We start from the raw sequence: 16,656 nt of genomic DNA on the forward strand, positions 1-16,656 counted from the left end.
TGCGAACGGGCCGCCCCGCCGCCATCATCGAAGGCGCATGCCCGTCCGTCAACAGGACCAAATCAGGGGGAGACTCCGGCCTGTCCATGGGGGGCTGGCTGGACAAAATGATGAGGCTGTGCGGGTGGGTCGCGATTTCCGTCCGACTGCGCTAGGAGACGCGTCATGTCAATACGCCGCCTGCCGGAAACGCTCGTAAATCGGATCGCAGCCGGTGAAGTGGTTGAAAGACCGGCTGCGGCGCTCAAGGAACTGGTTGAAAACGCCATCGACGCGGGTTCGCGCCGTATTTCGGTGCGAATCGCCGATGGCGGGATTGCGCGAATCGAGGTCGAGGATGACGGTTGTGGCATGACGCCCGCCGACATGGCGCTCGCGCTCGAGCGCCACGCCACTTCGAAGCTTCCCGACGACGCGATCGAAGATGTCACGACGCTCGGTTTCCGCGGCGAAGCGCTGCCTTCGATCGCCAGCGTCGCGCGGCTGACGCTCGAAAGCCGGCGGCCGGGGGCCGACGGCTGGCGGCGCGTCGTCGACAATGGCGCGGTCGTGAGCGAAGGACCGGCGGCATTGGCGCAGGGCACCCGCGTGCTCGTCGAGGATCTGTTTGCGCGCATCCCCGCGCGTCGCAAATTCCTGCGCAGCGGGCGCAGCGAATATGCCGCCTGCCTCGACATGGTGAAGCGCCTTGCGATGGCGCGACCCGACATCGGCTTCATGGTCGAGCATGACGGGCGTCGCGTGCTCGACGTGCAGGGCGGGCAGGATCGGCTCAGCCGCGTCGCGGCGCTCACCAGCCGCGATCTTGCGGGCAACAGCATCGGGGTCGATCTCGATCGCGGCGACGTGCATCTGGGCGGGGTGATCAGCCTGCCGACATACAACCGGGGGATCGCCGACCATCAATATCTGTTCGTCAACGGGCGTCCGGTGAAGGACCGGCTGCTGGTCGGCGCACTGCGCGGCGCCTATGCCGACCTGCTCGCGCGCGACCGCCATCCGGTCGTGGCCTTGTTCCTCGACGTGCCGACGAGCGAGGTCGACGTCAACGTCCATCCCGCGAAGACCGAGGTACGCTTCCGCGACCCGCAGCTGATCCGCGGCATGATCGTCGGCGGACTGCGCCGCGCGCTCGACGAACACGGGTTCCGCAGCGTCCAGCGTCCTGCCGAAGCGGCGCTTGGCGCCTGGCAGCAGGAGCCGGTCGCACCCGCGCCCGCGACGGGGTTTCTCTTCGGTCACCGGGCCGAGCCCGCAGTGCACCTGTTCGGGGCCGACGTCGCGCCGCCCGCCGAGGACGTCGCGCGCGTCTACGATCGCCTCGTGCCCTTTGCGGCGGCACCTGCGCCGCTTGCCGGGCGCGCCGAGGTTGCCGTCGTCCCGCCGCCGCAGGCCGAGGCGCATCCGCTCGGTATCGCGCGCGGCCAGATTGCCAACACCTATATCGTCGCCGAGGCCGAGGACGGGCTGGTCATCGTCGACCAGCATGCCGCGCACGAGCGGCTTGTGCTCGAACAATTGCGCGCCGGGATGGCGGGCCGGGCGGTGCCGTCGCAGGGGCTTCTGCTTCCCGAGGTGGTCGAACTCGACGAACCGGCATGCGACCGGCTCGAGGCCGCGGCGCTCCAGCTTGCGGCGCTCGGCGTCGAGATCGAACGCTTCGGCCCTGCGGCGGTGATGGTCCGCGCGACCCCCGCGATGCTCGGCGCGATCGACTGTCACAAGCTGATCACCGACATCGCCGACGATCTTGCGGGCTATGATGCCGCCTTGGGACTGTCGGAACGGCTCGAACTTGTCGCCGCGACGATGGCGTGCCACGGCTCGGTGCGCGCCGGCCGGACGCTGGCCGTCGCGGAGATGAATGCGCTGCTCCGCCAGATGGAGATCACCCCGCATTCGGGCCAGTGCAACCATGGCCGCCCGACGTGGGTGAAATTACAGATGGCTGACGTTGAGCGACTTTTTGGCCGTAAATGAATGGGTTAGGACGTTGATGTTTTAATCGACTATCGTCGATAGCTCGGACGACCATGATTGAGGACTGCAAACGACTGGTAGCGGGCAGATATCCTCCCTGTGGCGAAGCCATGGGGAGGTGGCAGCGCGGAGCGCTGACGGAGGGGCGAAAGACGCGACCTCGCGGCCCCTCCACCACCGCCTGCGGCGGCGGTCCCCCTCCCCATGGCTTCGCCACAGGGAGGATTTAGATATCCGCCAACGACCGTTAGTCACCGCTAGGGATGTGCGCCCCGGCAAAAGTCGGGGCCCAGAATGCCGACGCAAACCCAGCCTGTTGCTGCAATGGACCCCGGCTTTCGCCGGGGCGCACGGAGGGCTGACTTCGGTCATTTTACGTCATCCCGGCGAAGGCCGGGATCCCGCCCCGCAAGCCATGACGTACCGGTGAGATCCCGGCCTTCGCCGGGACGCCGGATGGGGTGGCATCGGTTTCCCAACTCACGCCGGCATTTGCGAACCCTCCGACGGGTTGACTTGGACGAAGCCGGCGACGAAGGGCGTCGGGCGGCTAATCGGCCGCAAAGAGAGAATATTTGTCCCGGCACGGAACGGAATCGCCCTGCGGATCGTTCGCCGGGAGCAAAGGAGATTCATCAATGAAGTTGACGATTGCGGCGTCGCTCGGCGCCGTGCTTTTTCTCGCTGCCTGTTCCGGCCCTTCCGAACCCGAGACGACGACCGCACCGGCGGTCACCGCGCCCGCAAAGACCGCCGAAAGCAAGCTTCCCGAAACCGGCGGCAAGGCGCCGATCGAATTGAGCGCGATCGGCAAGGGCGAACTGCTTGCGCTCGAAGGCGAGCGGGGCTGCAGCTTCACGATCGACGGGCAGGCCGCGCCGGCGCTCGTTGCCAAGGCCGGTGCCGGGGCCGACGCAATGACCCAGGGAGCCGTCAAGGTCGGCGCGCGCGTTCAGCGTGTCGCCGGTTCGGGCGATTTTGCCGCCCTTGAAAAGGGCATGATGCTGTCGGGCCCGGGCCTCAAGCTCGAGATCGAGCGCGCGTCGGGAAGTGCTGCGAAGCTTGTCGCGCACCGCACCTATGGCGGCGAGCGCAGCTTCGACGGCGTCTGGAAGTGCGACGCCTGACGCGTCGCGGCGTCAGGCCATTTTGATCCCGGCGACGCCATTCTCGACCACGCCGGTCGCACGCTTCGACAGCGTGTTGACCGGCGTCGTCACCTTGTCGACCACCATGAAGTGCGTCTGCCACGCCTCGCGGCCGACTTCGCACACCACATAGCCGCGCTGGTCGTTGGCGAATTTGAGCTCGGGGTTTAGCTTCAGCCAGTCGTCGGTGCCCTGGCGCTTGTCACTGCCGTCGCCGCCCGACGAAATCGAGGTCGCGACGAATTCGGCGCCGACGACCTTGTCTTTCAGCACCAGGTCGCCGCAGAAATTCTGGTGCTCGTCGCCGGTCAGCACCACGCAATTCTTCAGGCCCGCAAAGCGCGATAATATGCGTTCGCGCGGCGCCTCATAGCCCGCCCAGCTGTCGAGATTTAGGATTTTCGCGGGTTCGTCGGGCTTGCGGCGCCGGTCGAGCGACATCATCGTCACCTGCTGTGCGATCGCGTTCCACGTCGCGCCGCCCTTCGCAAGGTTGCGGTTCAGCCAATCCTCCTGCGCCTTGCCGAGGACCTGCGCATTCTTGTCGAAGACGCCCGGGCAGGCGGGCTTGAAGCCGTCTTCGCATGGCTGGTCGTCGCGATATTGCCGCGTGTCGAGCAGTTGCATCGCCATCAGGTCGCCATAGCGGAACTCGCGGTGCGCCGTGACCATGCCCGCGCGCGGCAGCAGCGCCTTGCGCACGGGCATATGCTCGTACCAGGCCTGCATCGCGGCCTGCTTCTTGAGCATGAAGACCTCGGGCGGCGCGGCGTCGGGATCGTTGCCGGGCAGCCCCATCTTCCAATTGTCGATGTCCGATACCCAGTCGTTGCGGATTTCGTGATCGTCGAAGCTCGACAGGAAGGCGTGGGTGGCCCGCACCGCCTGCTGGTCGATGTCGAGCAGCGTCTGGGCATAGGCGCCCCGGAAATCGGTGACGTCGAACAAGGCGCGCTGCGCATAGGCGCGCACCGGCCGGATCGGCAGGCCGCTGTCGAACAGATAGTCCTGCTGATATTCGTAGATGAAATCGCCATAATGATAGACGAAGGCGAGGTCTTCGCGCGCGAGGTGGCGATAGGCGCCGTAGAAGCCCGATTCAAAATGCTGGCATCCAGCGACGCCGAACTTCAGCGCGTCGATCCGCGCGCCGGGAGCGGGCAGGGTACGCGCGCGACCGCGCAGGCTGCGCTCGCCCGCGGCGGTGAAGCGGTAATAATAGGGGCGGTCGGGGAGCAGTCCCGCGACCTCGACATGGACGCTGTGCGCGAGTTCGGGACGCGCGAGCTCGGTACCCTTGGCAACGACGTCGCGGAACCCGGTATCGCTCGCGACCTCCCATTCGACCGGCACATTGGTCAGCGGCATGCCGCCGTGGCGTTCCATCGGCTCGGGCGCGAGGCGCGTCCAGATGACGAAGCCGTCGCTCGCCGGATCGCCCGCCGCGACGCCCAGCTTGAACGGGAAGTCGCGCAGTATGCCCTGCGCGCGGACGATCGCCGGCGCGGCAAGGCCGGTCAGTGCGGCGGTGGCGAGGAAATGGCGGCGGTCAAACATGGCTGGTTTCCTCTGGGAGGCGAATCATGCGACCCTCGATAAACCAGCCATGTGGGACTTCAATGACCGAAGCGAAGGCTTTGGCGCGTCACATCAACATCCACAGCATCCAGACCGCCATGCCGACCATCGCCAGATTCTCGGTGAGCGAGACGAAGCCCAGCGGCACCTTGCTGCTGCCGCCGACGCAGGCGCATTTGAGTTCGCGCTTTTCGACATAGACCGCATAGAAAACCGACACGGCGCCGATGCCGCCGATGAACAGCGCAACGGGGATCGACAGCCACGGCAGCGCATGCGCGGTCATCAGCACGCCCGCCAGCCCCTCGGCAAAGGGATAGATGGTGCCATAGGGTACCCAGCGTTTCGCCAGCAGGTCGTAATTCAGGAACATCGTCGAAAATTTGTCGATGTCCTGCAATTTGAGCAGCGCCAGCACGATCATGCTGAACGAGATGAACCATTCGGCGGCGCGCAGCGTGAGGGCGTCGCCATAGGCCGCGTGCGAGGTCGCGAGCGCCATCAGCGCGGTCATGACGAACAGCGCGATCACCGGGCGATAGCTGGTCGCGTCGGGATCGGCGACCTTCAGACCGAAATGGCGGCGCAGATCGTCGTAGCCGCCGATCCGCACGCCATCGATGAAGGCCTGCGGTGTCGTCTTGACGTCATGTTCGGCCTTGAACGCGTCGGTTTCCTCGCGCGTCGTCAGCCAGCGGTCGTCGACCGTGTAGCCTTTTCGTTCGAGCAAATATTTGGCTTTGAGGCCATAGGGGCAGGTGTGGCCGGGCATGACCATGCGATGGAGGGTTGCTTGCTTTGTCATGCCCCCCATATCGCATCCGTACTATGGTACGGAGTCAAGCGATGCAGTTCACGATCGGAAAACTGGCCGCCGCGGGCGGTGTCGGTGTCGAGACCGTCCGCTATTATCAGCGCCGCGGACTGCTCGCGACGCCGGTGCGCAGTGGCGGTGACGGCTGGGGCGGCGGCATCCGACGCTATGGCGAGGATGATCTGGGCCGTCTCAAATTCATCCGCGCGGCGCAGGGGGCCGGCTTCACCCTCGAAGAAATCGGCGAATTGCTCGCGCTCGAAGGCGGCGACGACCGGGCGCGGGTGCGCCGTCTTGCGCGGCTGCGGATCGACGCGCTGGATGCCAAGATCGCTCAGATGACAGAAACCCGCGCGGCGCTGGCGCGACTCGCCGACCAATGCGCGGCCAGCGATACGGGACCGTGCCCGATCCTGCGGGCGTTCGAGACGACGGCTGCGGTACGTCAAGCCTGAGCCGCGGCGCTGCGAGAGGCCATTGCGTTGGCCATCCGGGTCAGGGTTTCCATCATCGCGTCGCGAATTTCGGGATCGCCGGGACGCACTTCGTCCATCGCGCGGGCCATCGCGTCGATCCATTGCCGCGATACGTTGTGGGTCATGCCGGACAGCGCGGCATGGGCCGACATGACGCACACGCCGGGTCGTTGCTTGAACCACTGGCGTGGGCCGCCGGTCCACGCAATCAGGAAATCGGTCAGGGACTCGCGCGTCGGCCCCAGGTCGGGCGCGTGTATCGCCCGCAGTTCGGCATAGGCTTTCTCATTGTCCATCAGTTCGTAGAAGCGCGCGACGAGTTGCGCGATCGGAGCGCGGCCTCCGAGGCGATGAAAGGGCAGTCCATTCTGTGTCATCGCCGCCGCTATGGCCGATTGGCGGCCGGCGTCTTTGCGCTCGATCAACGATGAAGAGGCACTGTTTCCCGACATTGTCCTTCGGAAACAGGCGTTCGGCGCCTCGACGATCGGGGGCCGTTGGCCTATGGAGCCCGCCACGCGGACGGTTCCGCGCGGAGGTGTGTGTGACGGTCGACGAATATGCGGGGTTGCGTTTCTGGAAGGCGGTCGACGACGGGACGCGAACCAGAACCCGCGAGCGGCTGACGCATGTCGTCGACGCGCATGGTGACGATCTGGTCGCAACCTTTTACGGGGCGTTCCTGGGGCATGAGGAAGGCCGCGTCTTCCTGAAGCATTCGCTCGTCCAGCAGCGGCTGAGCCATTCGATGGCAGGATGGCTTCGCCGCCTGGCCGCTATCGACCCCCTGGGCGACCTGACCGAATTTGTCGCGGTCCAGATGCAGATCGGCGCGATCCACGCGCGGATGAAGGTGCCCGATCATCTGGTCCATCAGGGCGCGAGCCTGCTCAAGAGCCGAATGGCGTCGCACCTGTTGGCCGACCGCGGCGCCGGTGACGACATGGCCTCAACGCTGGTGATGATCGACGAACTGGTCGACTTTTCGATCTGTGCTATGAGCAAGGCCTATCTGTCCGATGCGCGCGAACGCGCGCAGGTCGACGAGGCGTTCCGGCATTTTTCGCTGGGCCAGGACATTAATCTGGAACGCGAGACGCAGCGCGCGGCGCTGATGGAATGGAGCCAGGAGGCGCTGTTCAATCTGTTCGGCGCCAGCGAGCATGACGAGCCCAAGAAGCTCGGCGCATCGGCGTTCGGACTGTGGATGCGTCACCGTGCTGGCGTTCTGTTCCAGGATTCTCCCTCCCTCGCGGGGATCGAGCGCGTCATGGCGGTGGTCGACGACGAATGCCTGCCGGCGGTCGCCGAAAATCGCGGCGGCGCGGACGCGCTCGGCCGCCTGAAGGAGCGGATCGACGAGATTGATTATCTGCTCAACGACATGTTCCAGGCGGCTGCGACGCTGGAGAATGGCCGCGACCCGCTGACGCGCACGCTCAACCGGCGCTTTCTGCCGTCGGTGCTGGGACGCGAGATCGCGCTTGCCAAGTCGCACGGCACGCCGCTGTCGGTCGCGCTGGTCGACGTCGATCATTTCAAGCGCATCAACGACGACTATGGCCACGCCGCCGGTGATGTCGCACTGGGACATGTCGCCGATGCGCTGATGAGCGCGGTTCGCACGAGCGATTTCGTCTTTCGTTACGGCGGCGAGGAGTTTCTGCTGGTTTTTGCCGAAACGGACCGCGACGCCGCGGCGCGGATGGCAGAACGGTTGCGGGTAACGCTGTCGCAGAAGCCGCTGCCTGTCAGCGACCGCGACGCGCTGCGCCTGACGGTATCGATCGGGGTGGCGGCCTTTGAAGGGCACCCCGACTATCAATATCTGGTCAACAATGCTGACAGCGCGCTGTACGAGGCCAAGCGTCTCGGCCGCGATCGCGTGCATGTGCACGAGGGTGCGGCACGGGAAGCGGCGCTGGTCCGCAATTTCGCATAGCCTTCCGTCCGGTTCGAGGCGAACCGGACCGGACCGACGTCAGCTGTGCAGGAAATGCATGACGTCGCCGTCGTGCACGACATAGGCCTTGCCCTCGGCGCGCAGCTTGCCCGCCTCGCGGGCCTTCGCTTCGCCGCCCAGCGTGACATAGTCATCGTAGGCGATCGTTTCGGCGCGGATGAAGCCCTTCTGGAAATCGCTGTGGATCTCGCCCGCCGCTTCGGGCGCGGTGGCGCCGGTGTGAACGGTCCACGCGCGCGCTTCCTGCGGCCCGACGGTGAAGAAGGTGATCAGGTGGAGCAGTTCGTAACCGGCGCGGATGACACGCGCGAGGCCGGTTTCGGTGAGGCCCATTTCGGACAGGAACTCCATCCGGTCGGGCATGTCCATCGTCACCAGTTCGCTTTCGATCGCGGCCGAAACGACCACAGCCTGCGCGCCCTCTGCGGTGGCCTTGGCGAAGACCTTTTCGGAGAAGGCGTTGCCGTTGGCGGCGCTGCCTTCGTCGACGTTGCAGACATAGAGGACGGGTTTCGAGGTCAGGAGCTGCGCGGTGCGCAGCACGCGGGCTTCCTCGTCGTCGCGGGGCTGGGTCAGCCGCGCGGGCTTGCCCTCGCGCAGCAGGTCGAGCGCCTGGCCGAGCACCGACGCCGCGATCTTGGCTTCCTTGTCGCCCTGCGCGGCCTTCTTGGCAAAGGCCGGGACGCGCTTTTCGAGGCTTTCGAGGTCGGCGAGCAGCAGCTCGGTCTCGACCGTCTCGGCGTCGGCGACCGGATCGACGCGATTTTCGACATGCTGGATGTCGTCATCCTCGAAGCAGCGCAGCACGTGGACGATCGCGTCGACTTCGCGGATGTTGCCGAGGAACTGGTTGCCGAGGCCTTCGCCCTTCGACGCGCCGCGCACGAGGCCGGCGATGTCGACGAAGGCGAGCTGGGTCGCGATGATCTTCTTGCTGCCCGCGATCGCGGCGAGCTTTTCGAGCCGCGCATCGGGGACCGCGACGTTCCCGATATTCGGTTCGATCGTGCAGAAGGGGTAGTTCGCCGCCTGTGCCGCCGCCGTTTCGGTCAGTGCATTGAAGAGGGTGGACTTGCCGACATTGGGAAGGCCGACGATCCCGCATTTGAAACCCATAAGAACTCCGTCGTTCCGGCAGCTGCCGGTATCGCCCGCGCCCCTAGCGCCCATTGCGCCGCGACGCCAGCCCCGACGCGGTCGTGGGTCGGATCGAGCGCGGTTGCGCGGTGTTCAGCCTTGCGCTCTTATCAGCCCCGTCATGACGCGATGCCTCCGATACGCCCTGCCGATCCTGACGCTGGCGCTCGTCGGCGGGGCCGCGGTGGCGACCCCGCGCTCCTTCGAAGCCGATGTGCTGGCCGAACTCAACCGCTTTCGCGGCGATCCGGCGGGCTATGCGCGGGTGCTGCGCGGCTATCGGCCGCGCTTCGCCGGCAAGCTGCTGCGGGGCGAGGATGAGGGGGAAATCGACATATTGACCCACGAAGGGGTGGCCGCGGTCGACGAAGCGATCCGCGACCTGCGTCCCGCCCGTCCGCTCGCGCGGCTCGAACGCGGCGAGGTGCTGGCGCGCGCGGCCGCCGATCATGTATCGGTGCAATCGCGGTCGGGCGCGGTCGGCCATTATACGAAGGGTCGCGGGCCGGGCGAACGCGTCCGGGCGCGGGGCGGCGGACCCTATGTCAGCGAGGTCATCACGTACGGCCATCACGGCCCCGCCTCGGTCGTCCACCAGCTGTTGATCGACGACGGCGTGCCCGACCGCGGCCATCGCCACAGCCTGTTGCGTGAGACGCATCGTTACGCCGGGGTGGCCTGCGGCCCGCACAAGGTTCACCGCACCATGTGTGTGATCCTGATGGCGCCGACCCCCGACGGATCGCCGCCGCCGCCGCCTGTGCGGCCGGCGGCGAAAGCGCAATGACGAGAAGGGAAAAGGCCAGCCCCTCGAAGAGAGACTGGCCCTTCCGGACATTCGCGACGATCAGTTGCCGACGGGCTGGCTGTCGGTGCGGCGCACGACGACGGTCGACGAACGCGGTTCCTGTCCGGATACCGGCCAGTTGCCGGTCGGATGCTGGATGTTGACGAAGAAGGTCTTGAGGTCGGGCGTGTAGGCGAGGCCGGTGATCTCGCAGCCCTCGGGGCCGACGAGGAAGCGCTTCGATTGCTTCGTCGCCTGGTCGAGGTAGAACATCGCATTGTGGCCGACGGTATCCTCGATGCTGACCCCCGACGCACCCGAAGTGCCGGGAACGCTGTGATCGGTCTGGACCCACAGGCGACCCTGCGGATCGATGCGAATGCCGTCGGGGCTGGAGAAGGTGTCGCCCTTGATGTCGCCGGTCAGGTTGGCACCGCCCGATGCCCAGGCCGGATCGCCCGCCAGCACGAATATTTCCCAGCTGAACTTGGTCGCGAGCGGTGAATCGCCCTCTTCGCGGAACTTCAGAATATGTCCGTGGCGGTTGGTGACGCGCGGATTGGCGGCGTCGGTGACGCGGCGGCCGCTGTTGTTGGTCAGCGTGACGAACACCGCCTTGTTGTCGGGGGCGACCGTGATCCATTCGGGGCGGTCCATCACCGTGCCGCCCGCAACGCGCGCCGCGGCCTTGCAGTTGATCAGCACGTCGGCCTGGTTGTTGAAGGCGACGGTCACCGGCGCGGGCGGCGTCGTGCTCTGGCTCACGTTGCCGGGGTCCTGCGCGGTGGTGGTCAGGCCGTTCTGGCCGACGACCAGCGCGCGCCATTCGCCCGTGCCGTCGCCGTTGAAGCGCGCGACATAGAGCGTGCCATAGTCGAGCAGGTCGGTGTTCGCGGCGCGGTTGGTCTTGCTGAACGCGCGGTCGGGCACGAATTTATAGATGCACCCCGGGGTCGAATCGTCGCCCATGTAGAATGCGACGCGGTTGTCGGCGTTCGCCATGAACGCGACATTTTCATGATCGAAGCGGCCCATTGCGGTGCGCTTGGTCGGCGGCGCCAGTTCGAGCTGCGGATCGATCTCGACCACCCAGCCATAATTGCTGGCGGGCTGGCTGGGGTCGAAATAATTGTCGGTGGTTTCCTCGCAGGTGAGGTAGGTGCCCCACGGCGTGCGGCCGCTGGCGCAATTGTTGAGCATGCCCTTGATCGAACCCGACAGCAGGCCCGCGGCAGGGCCGCCGGCGCGATAGCTCGAATTGCCGGTGTAGCGCTTGTTGTAGCGCGAGCCCGATTTCACGGCCCATTTGCCGTCGCTGCCCTTGGCGACCTCGATGACGCCGATCCCGACGGCCGACAGCGCGAGCGCCTTCTGCTCGGCGCTCGCGGTCGCGATGTTGGGAACGCTCGCCATCAGGATGTTGAAATCGGGATATTCGAAGTTGATCGCCAGCAGGCCGCCATTGTTGGGATCGACCCCGCTCAGCTCGAAATATTCCATGCCGTCATGGTTGCCGCCGGCCCATTTTTCGGCGACCGCGGCGGTGGGATAGCTACCCGAATAGGGCGTGCCCGCCTCGATCGAATCGCCGGCCTTCAGCAGCACTTCGGCGGTATAGCCTGCGGGCACCGTGACGATGTCGTTGCGGTTGGCGTTCACCGAGGTGAAATTGACCGCATAGCTGGTCGGCGTCGGGGTGGGGGTCGGCGTGGGAGTCGGCGTCGGGGTCGGCAGCGTCACCGTCGAATCGCCGTCCGAATCGCACGCGGCGATCACGGGCAGGGCCGACAGGCCGAACAGGCCGCCCACGAGCAGCGAGCGTCGCGACGGATTGCTGGCGACGATCGCCTCGAGGCTGTTCGGCCCGTCGAGATCGGCGGTCGCGCGGCGATAGGGCGCGCGGGCTTCGTCGGTAAGATGTGACATGCAATACCCCTGTAATCGGTTGGGCCCATCGGGGCGGGATCGCGCCGATGCGGTGGCTCCCGATGACAGGGGGAGGTGTCAGCCTTGTTGCTTCAGCATGTCATGTCGAAAGGACTTGCGTGACGCTCGTGTGACAGGGGCGCCCGCGTCAGTCGTGCACGGCGCGGACCAGCGGGCCCAATGCCCCGCCGCCGAGCCAGGCGAGCTGGACCTCGGCCGCGACCTTGTTGATCGCCTCCTGCGGCTTGTTGCCTGGGTGCACCGCGCGGCGCAGCGGGCGCGATCCGGCCGGCATCGCCATGATCTCGGCGATCGCGCGCGGCACGTCGGCGGGGTCGGCGCTGCGTCCGCTGCCGTCCTCGGTTCCCATGCCGCGCGTGAAGGGCTCATACGCCTTGAGCAGCGCGGGGGCGCTGCGGTCGCGCAGCACGCCGGTATAGATATTGCGGTTGACCCAGACCCTGGTCGGATAGCCGCCCGGCTGGATGATCGTCACCTCGATCCCGTGCGGGACGAGTTCATAGGCGAGTTGTTCGGACAGGGCCTCGACCGCGAATTTGGTCGCCGAATAATGGCCGCCGCCCGGCACGATCACCCGGCCGAGCTGCGACGAGATGTTGAAGACCTGTCCCGCTCTGGCCGCGCGCATCTGGGGCAGCAGCGCGCGCAGCATCCGCTGGATCCCCAGCACATTGGTCTCGAAGATCAGGCGCGTCGCTTCCATGTCCTGCACCTCGACCGGCCCGGTGATGCCGACCCCGGCGTTGTTGACGAGCGTGTCGATCCGGCCGTCTGCGATCTTCAGCGCCGCGGCGGTGCCGCTGGCGACCGACGCGTCGTCGGTCACGTCGATCTCGACGACATGCAGGTCGAGCCCGTCCTTCGCGGCCTCGGCGGCGAGCGTTTCGGCTTCGGGGCGCGGCAGGTTGCGCATCGTCGCGATGACCTTCGCGCCATGCCGTGCGTAGAGCAGCGCGCCGATGCGGCCGAAACCGCTCGACGCGCCGGTGATCAGCACGGTGCGGCCTTTCAGCGCGTCGGGCGCCAGCGGCTCGGCGGCGCGCAGCAGCGCAGGGGTGGCGGCGGTGAGCATGGCGGCGCCTGCGAGCAGTTGACGGCGGCCGGGGGAGGCAGGATCGGGCATGGACGGCTCCTTTCGAGGGTCATCATGCATGAAAGCGCGGGCGGTGCAAAATCGGCCGTGAAAAGACAGCGTCGGAGTGGCAAATCGCCATGGCCTTCTTTCGTCGTTCCGGGCTGAATCCGGCCGGCCAAGCGCCGCGCGGCCTTTCAAAGTTCAGCAAAGGTCAGCCTTGCGCGCGCCGTGATTGGGACCTTGCGCCGTGCTGAATGCGCCTGGCTCGGCGCGTCGCGATCGCATCGGGAAGCGACCGCCTTTATCCGCCAAATCAAAGCGCCGGACGAAGGCTGGCACAGCCGGATAATATGGGAAAGGCCTATTTGACGGCGATGTCGACTGGGGGGGGTATCACTAGCGCTCAGGGGGACCACCGCGGCAGGCGGTGGTGGAGGGGCCGCGAGGTCGCGTCCTTCGCCCCTCGGTCAGCGCTGCGCGCTGACACTTCCCCATGGCTTCGCCACAGGGGGAGCGACTGACCGCAACCGGGCGTTAGTCGTCATTTCGGTCGGATCGGCGCCGAATGGCTGATGTGGGGTGGCAAGCGGACCGCGTCCATTTTCCGTCGTCATCCCGGCGAAGGCCGGGATCTCACCGGCGCATCATGGCTTGCAGGGCGGGATCCCGGCCTTCGCCGGGATGACGGAAAATGAGCGAATCCAGGCCTCCGAGCGCCCCGGCGAAAGCCGGGGGCCATTGCAGCAACACGCCGGGTTCGCGTCGGCATTCTGGGCCCCGGCTTTCGCCGGGGTGCACATCTCCAGCAGCGACTAACGGTCGAAGCCGACCGGCAGGCTTGCGCGTTCGCTACGCCTGCAGGCGTAGCGCGATATCGCTCAGGAAGCGTGCGTCATTGCCGTCGGCCAGCGACGGCGCCTCGGCCGCGATCGCGCCGAGCAGGTCGATCAGCGGTTCCATCTCGCTTTTGTGGTAATTGCCCAGCACATGGCCGGTGACGCGGTCCTTGTGTCCCGGATGGCCGATGCCGATGCGCACCCGGCGGAAATCGTCGCCGATATGCTGGATCATGCTGCGGATGCCGTTATGCCCCGCGGCGCCGCCGCCCTGCTTGATCTTGACCTTCATCGGCGCGAGGTCGAGTTCGTCATAGAAGACGGTGACGTCCTGCGGGGTCAGTTTGTAGAAATCGAGCGCGGCGCGCACGCTGCGGCCGCTTTCGTTCATATAGGTGCCGGGTTTGAGCAGCAGGATGCGATGCCGCCCGATGCGGCCGTCCTGAAACCAGCCCTGGAATTTCTTGGCCGGGGCGGGGAAGCCGTGCATGTCGGCGATGACGTCGGCGGCCATGAAGCCGACATTGTGACGGTGCATCGCATATTGGGGCCCGGGATTGCCGAGGCCGACCCAGAGTTGCATTTCGTGCCTTTCTCGGGGTCCGGAAGGGGCCGCCTCCGCAAGCGAAGGCGGCCCGATCAGGTTCAGGCTTCTTCGGCGCCTTCGCCGTCATCCTTGGTCGTGTCGCCGTCGCTCGACTTGAGCGCCGACGGGGCGACGATCGTCGCGATGGTGAAATCGCGGTCGGTGATCGCGCTCTCGCTGCCCTTCGGCAGCTTGACGTGGCTGATGTGGATCGAATCGCCGACGTCGAAGCCGGTGACGTCGATCGCGATGTCGTCAGGGATGTTGGCCGCGTCGCAGACCAGTTCGAGCTCGTGGCGAACGATGTTCAGCACGCCGCCACGCTTCAGGCCCGGCGAGGCGTCTTCGTTCTGGAACACGACCGGCACCGCGACATGGACCTTGGCATCCTTGGTGATGCGCAGGAAGTCGGCGTGGATCGGGCGATCCTTGACCGGGTGGAAAGCGACGTCCTTCGGCAGCGTGCGGATGGTCTTGCCGCCGACTTCGATCATCACGACCGAGTTCATGAAGTGACCCGTCATCAGCTGCTTCATCAGCAGCTTTTCTTCGACGTGGATCATCAGGGGTTCTTCCTTGCCGCCATAGACAACGGCGGGGACACGACCTTCACGACGCAGTTCACGCGAGGCTCCCTTGCCTCCGCGTTCGCGCGTCTCGGCCGTCAGCGTCAGCTGATCGCTCATCATATTTCTCCGAGAAATAGTTACACAGTCCGCCACGCCTCCAGGGATGACCATGACGGAAGCGCGGGCGCATAGCGGGGAAGCGGCGGAAATGCAAGCGCCCGGCCGCAAAACCGGCGTATGCGTGCGAACGGTTGCGGAGGCTTTCTATCGGCGGGCCGGACATCTAGGGTCGCCGCATGCAGACAGGGCGAAGACTCCGGATGGCGGGCATCGTGGCGGTTTCGCTGACGCTCGCGGCGTGTGCCGGGACCAAATACCGGCCGGTGGCCGACGCGCCGGTGCGGATCGGGCCGGCCTATACGGTCCGCGGGACCACCTATGTGCCGGCCGCTGCGCCCGCCTATGACGTGGTCGGTTATGCCAGCTGGTACGGAAACGAGTCGGGCAACCGCACCGCCAATGGCGAACAATTCCGGCCGGGCTGGGTGACCGCGGCGCACACCACTCTGCCCCTGCCGACCTATGTCGAGGTGACGGCGCTCGATACCGGGCGGCGGATCGTCGTGCGGGTCAACGACCGGGGGCCGTTCGCGCCGGGCCGGATCATCGACCTGTCGCGCGGCGCGGCGGAGGAGCTCGGAATCAAGGCGCAGGGGCATGCCGCGGTCCGCGTGCGCCGCGTCGAGCCGTCGGAGAAGGATCGCAAGCGGCTCCGCGAGGGCAAGCCTGCGGCCGGGCTGGAGCGGGTCCCCGAGCGCAACTTGCAGCGGCTGCGCGCGCAGCTTCCGGTGCGTGGCCGCTAGCGGGGCCGGGGCGCCCCGCATCACTGGATGCGGATAACCTTCAATCCCTGTGCTTCGAGCAGCGCGGGCAGCCCGTCCGCCCCGACCAGATGCCCCGCGCCGACCGCGACCAGCAGCGTGCCCGGCCTGTCCATCCGCCGTACGACCCACGCGCTCCAGCGCCGGTTGCGGTCGGTGATGATCGCCGCGCGCGCCGCGGGCACCGCGACGACATCTTCGTTGATCATGCGTTCGAGCACCGCGACGTCGCCGCGCGACCAGGCATCGGTGAGCGTGGCGACCTCCTGCACGGCGTCGCCCGCGCCTTCGGCCGCACGGGCAAGCAGGGTTCGCTGGGTTGCCGGATCGAGCGTTTCGAACAGCATCAGCTGCTCCTGCGCGGTCTCGAGCCCGCCGACCGGCTTGCGATCGTCCCGGAAGCGTTCGGTCAGCCGCGTTTCGACGCCGTTGGCGGGCAGAAGCCGGGCATTCTGCGCGACGCGCTGGCCCATCGCGACCATCACCGCCCAGTCGTCGAGCGCGTCGCCGCCGAAGGGCTGGCCGGTGCCGCTGGCTTCGAGCTGGCGGTAGCGCGCGAGTGCGGGGCCGGCGAGGCGCTTGTCGATCGCCAGCGGCGCCTTGCGGGGGGCAAGGTTCCGGAAGACGCCGCCCGCCGCCGCCAGCTGCTCGGGCGACAGTTCGAGGATCAGTTCGTCGGCATCGGCGATCGCGCGCGCGATCTGGCCGCGGTCCCATTCCGTCCCGGCGGGCAGCGCGTGCATCGTGCCGAGCAGATAGATGCGCGTATCGTCGTCCTCGACCAGCCACATCGCCGGGCGCGCTTCGGTCACCGTCTGCGGCGCTCCGCATCCGGCCAGCAGACACGCCAGAAGGGCCGCCGCGGCGCGGCGACCCCAT

Annotated in this window: 15 protein-coding genes; 6 read left to right on the forward strand and 9 right to left on the reverse strand. The window is 66.8% G+C overall.

Annotated features, from left to right (window positions below):
• Positions 1–165 precede the first annotated feature (165 nt).
• Both mutL and EAO27_RS05125 read left to right on the forward strand, forming a co-directional pair.
• The gene (gene mutL, locus EAO27_RS05120) at positions 166–1,980 is read left to right on the forward strand and encodes a DNA mismatch repair endonuclease MutL (RefSeq protein ID WP_242777730.1); all 1,815 of its coding nucleotides are present in this window, start codon (positions 166–168) and stop codon (positions 1,978–1,980) included.
• Positions 1,981–2,618: 638 nt separating this feature from the next.
• Entirely contained in the window at positions 2,619–3,107 is a 489-nt protein-coding gene (locus EAO27_RS05125; RefSeq protein ID WP_242777732.1) for a hypothetical protein, read from the forward strand.
• Between the two features lie 12 nt (positions 3,108–3,119).
• Here the strand turns inward: EAO27_RS05125 and EAO27_RS05130 are convergent, their stop codons facing one another.
• Entirely contained in the window at positions 3,120–4,685 is a 1,566-nt protein-coding gene (locus tag EAO27_RS05130; protein WP_242777734.1) for an alkaline phosphatase D family protein, read from the reverse strand.
• 88 nt (positions 4,686–4,773) lie between these two features.
• Positions 4,774–5,511: a glutaredoxin gene (locus EAO27_RS05135; protein ID WP_242777736.1), complete on the reverse strand. Its 738-nt coding sequence runs from the start codon at positions 5,509–5,511 to the stop codon at positions 4,774–4,776.
• Between the two features lie 41 nt (positions 5,512–5,552).
• On the opposite strand from EAO27_RS05135, the gene EAO27_RS05140 reads away from it, so the two are divergent.
• A complete protein-coding gene (locus EAO27_RS05140; protein ID WP_242777738.1) occupies positions 5,553–5,975 on the forward strand; it encodes a MerR family DNA-binding protein in 423 nt (140 codons plus the stop codon).
• On the opposite strand, the gene EAO27_RS05145 is transcribed toward EAO27_RS05140, so the two are convergent.
• Positions 5,966–6,421 (reverse strand): globin, encoded by a 456-nt coding sequence (locus EAO27_RS05145; RefSeq protein WP_242777740.1) that lies wholly within the window; start codon positions 6,419–6,421, stop codon positions 5,966–5,968. The genes EAO27_RS05140 and EAO27_RS05145 overlap by 10 nt on opposite strands.
• 119 nt (positions 6,422–6,540) lie before the next feature.
• Between EAO27_RS05145 and EAO27_RS05150 the strand changes: the two genes are divergently transcribed.
• Positions 6,541–7,938, forward strand: a complete 1,398-nt coding sequence (locus EAO27_RS05150) for a GGDEF domain-containing protein (RefSeq protein WP_242777742.1) — start codon at positions 6,541–6,543, stop codon at positions 7,936–7,938.
• Positions 7,939–7,977: 39 nt separating this feature from the next.
• On the opposite strand, the gene ychF is transcribed toward EAO27_RS05150, so the two are convergent.
• Positions 7,978–9,075, reverse strand: coding sequence for a redox-regulated ATPase YchF (gene ychF, locus EAO27_RS05155; protein ID WP_242777744.1), 1,098 nt, complete (start codon positions 9,073–9,075; stop codon positions 7,978–7,980).
• Between the two features lie 142 nt (positions 9,076–9,217).
• Between ychF and EAO27_RS05160 the strand changes: the two genes are divergently transcribed.
• Positions 9,218–9,883 carry a CAP domain-containing protein gene (locus EAO27_RS05160; RefSeq protein ID WP_242777746.1) on the forward strand — a complete coding sequence of 222 codons (666 nt, stop codon included), beginning with the start codon at positions 9,218–9,220 and terminating at the stop codon, positions 9,881–9,883.
• A gap of 60 nt (positions 9,884–9,943) precedes the next feature.
• Here EAO27_RS05160 and EAO27_RS05165 read toward each other — a convergent pair whose 3' ends face one another.
• The 4 genes from EAO27_RS05165 to EAO27_RS05180 form a co-directional block, all read right to left on the reverse strand.
• Complete coding sequence (locus tag EAO27_RS05165; RefSeq protein WP_242777748.1) at positions 9,944–11,809, reverse strand: PhoX family phosphatase; 1,866 nt, start codon at positions 11,807–11,809, stop codon at positions 9,944–9,946.
• 148 nt (positions 11,810–11,957) lie between these two features.
• Positions 11,958–12,953, reverse strand: a complete 996-nt coding sequence (locus EAO27_RS05170) for an SDR family oxidoreductase (RefSeq protein ID WP_242777750.1) — start codon at positions 12,951–12,953, stop codon at positions 11,958–11,960.
• A gap of 801 nt (positions 12,954–13,754) precedes the next feature.
• Complete coding sequence (gene pth, locus EAO27_RS05175; protein WP_242777752.1) at positions 13,755–14,324, reverse strand: aminoacyl-tRNA hydrolase; 570 nt, start codon at positions 14,322–14,324, stop codon at positions 13,755–13,757.
• A gap of 62 nt (positions 14,325–14,386) precedes the next feature.
• Positions 14,387–15,013 carry a 50S ribosomal protein L25/general stress protein Ctc gene (locus EAO27_RS05180; RefSeq protein ID WP_242780442.1) on the reverse strand — a complete coding sequence of 209 codons (627 nt, stop codon included), beginning with the start codon at positions 15,011–15,013 and terminating at the stop codon, positions 14,387–14,389.
• Positions 15,014–15,192: 179 nt separating this feature from the next.
• Here EAO27_RS05180 and EAO27_RS05185 point away from each other — a divergent pair, with 179 nt between their 5' ends.
• Positions 15,193–15,759: a septal ring lytic transglycosylase RlpA family protein gene (locus EAO27_RS05185; RefSeq protein WP_242777754.1), complete on the forward strand. Its 567-nt coding sequence runs from the start codon at positions 15,193–15,195 to the stop codon at positions 15,757–15,759.
• Positions 15,760–15,779: 20 nt separating this feature from the next.
• Here the strand turns inward: EAO27_RS05185 and EAO27_RS05190 are convergent, their stop codons facing one another.
• On the reverse strand, positions 15,780–16,589 hold the full coding sequence (locus tag EAO27_RS05190) for a TraB/GumN family protein (RefSeq protein WP_242777756.1): 810 nt from the start codon (positions 16,587–16,589) through the stop codon (positions 15,780–15,782).
• Positions 16,590–16,656: the final 67 nt, after the last annotated feature.

It is taken from the genome of Sphingopyxis sp. YF1, from assembly GCF_022701295.1.
Taxonomy (GTDB): domain Bacteria; phylum Pseudomonadota; class Alphaproteobacteria; order Sphingomonadales; family Sphingomonadaceae; genus Sphingopyxis.

Coding starts and splice junctions, on each gene's coding strand:
- EAO27_RS05170 (WP_242777750.1), bottom strand. CDS start 12,953: ATGCCCGATCCTGCCTCCCCCGGCCGCCGTCAACTGCTCGCAGGCGCC.
- mutL (WP_242777730.1), top strand. CDS start 166: ATGTCAATACGCCGCCTGCCGGAAACGCTCGTAAATCGGATCGCAGCC.
- EAO27_RS05135 (WP_242777736.1), bottom strand. CDS start 5,511: ATGACAAAGCAAGCAACCCTCCATCGCATGGTCATGCCCGGCCACACC.
- EAO27_RS05140 (WP_242777738.1), top strand. CDS start 5,553: ATGCAGTTCACGATCGGAAAACTGGCCGCCGCGGGCGGTGTCGGTGTC.
- EAO27_RS05180 (WP_242780442.1), bottom strand. CDS start 15,013: ATGAGCGATCAGCTGACGCTGACGGCCGAGACGCGCGAACGCGGAGGC.
- EAO27_RS05185 (WP_242777754.1), top strand. CDS start 15,193: ATGCAGACAGGGCGAAGACTCCGGATGGCGGGCATCGTGGCGGTTTCG.
- EAO27_RS05165 (WP_242777748.1), bottom strand. CDS start 11,809: ATGTCACATCTTACCGACGAAGCCCGCGCGCCCTATCGCCGCGCGACC.
- EAO27_RS05160 (WP_242777746.1), top strand. CDS start 9,218: ATGACGCGATGCCTCCGATACGCCCTGCCGATCCTGACGCTGGCGCTC.
- EAO27_RS05125 (WP_242777732.1), top strand. CDS start 2,619: ATGAAGTTGACGATTGCGGCGTCGCTCGGCGCCGTGCTTTTTCTCGCT.
- EAO27_RS05130 (WP_242777734.1), bottom strand. CDS start 4,685: ATGTTTGACCGCCGCCATTTCCTCGCCACCGCCGCACTGACCGGCCTT.
- ychF (WP_242777744.1), bottom strand. CDS start 9,075: ATGGGTTTCAAATGCGGGATCGTCGGCCTTCCCAATGTCGGCAAGTCC.
- pth (WP_242777752.1), bottom strand. CDS start 14,324: ATGCAACTCTGGGTCGGCCTCGGCAATCCCGGGCCCCAATATGCGATG.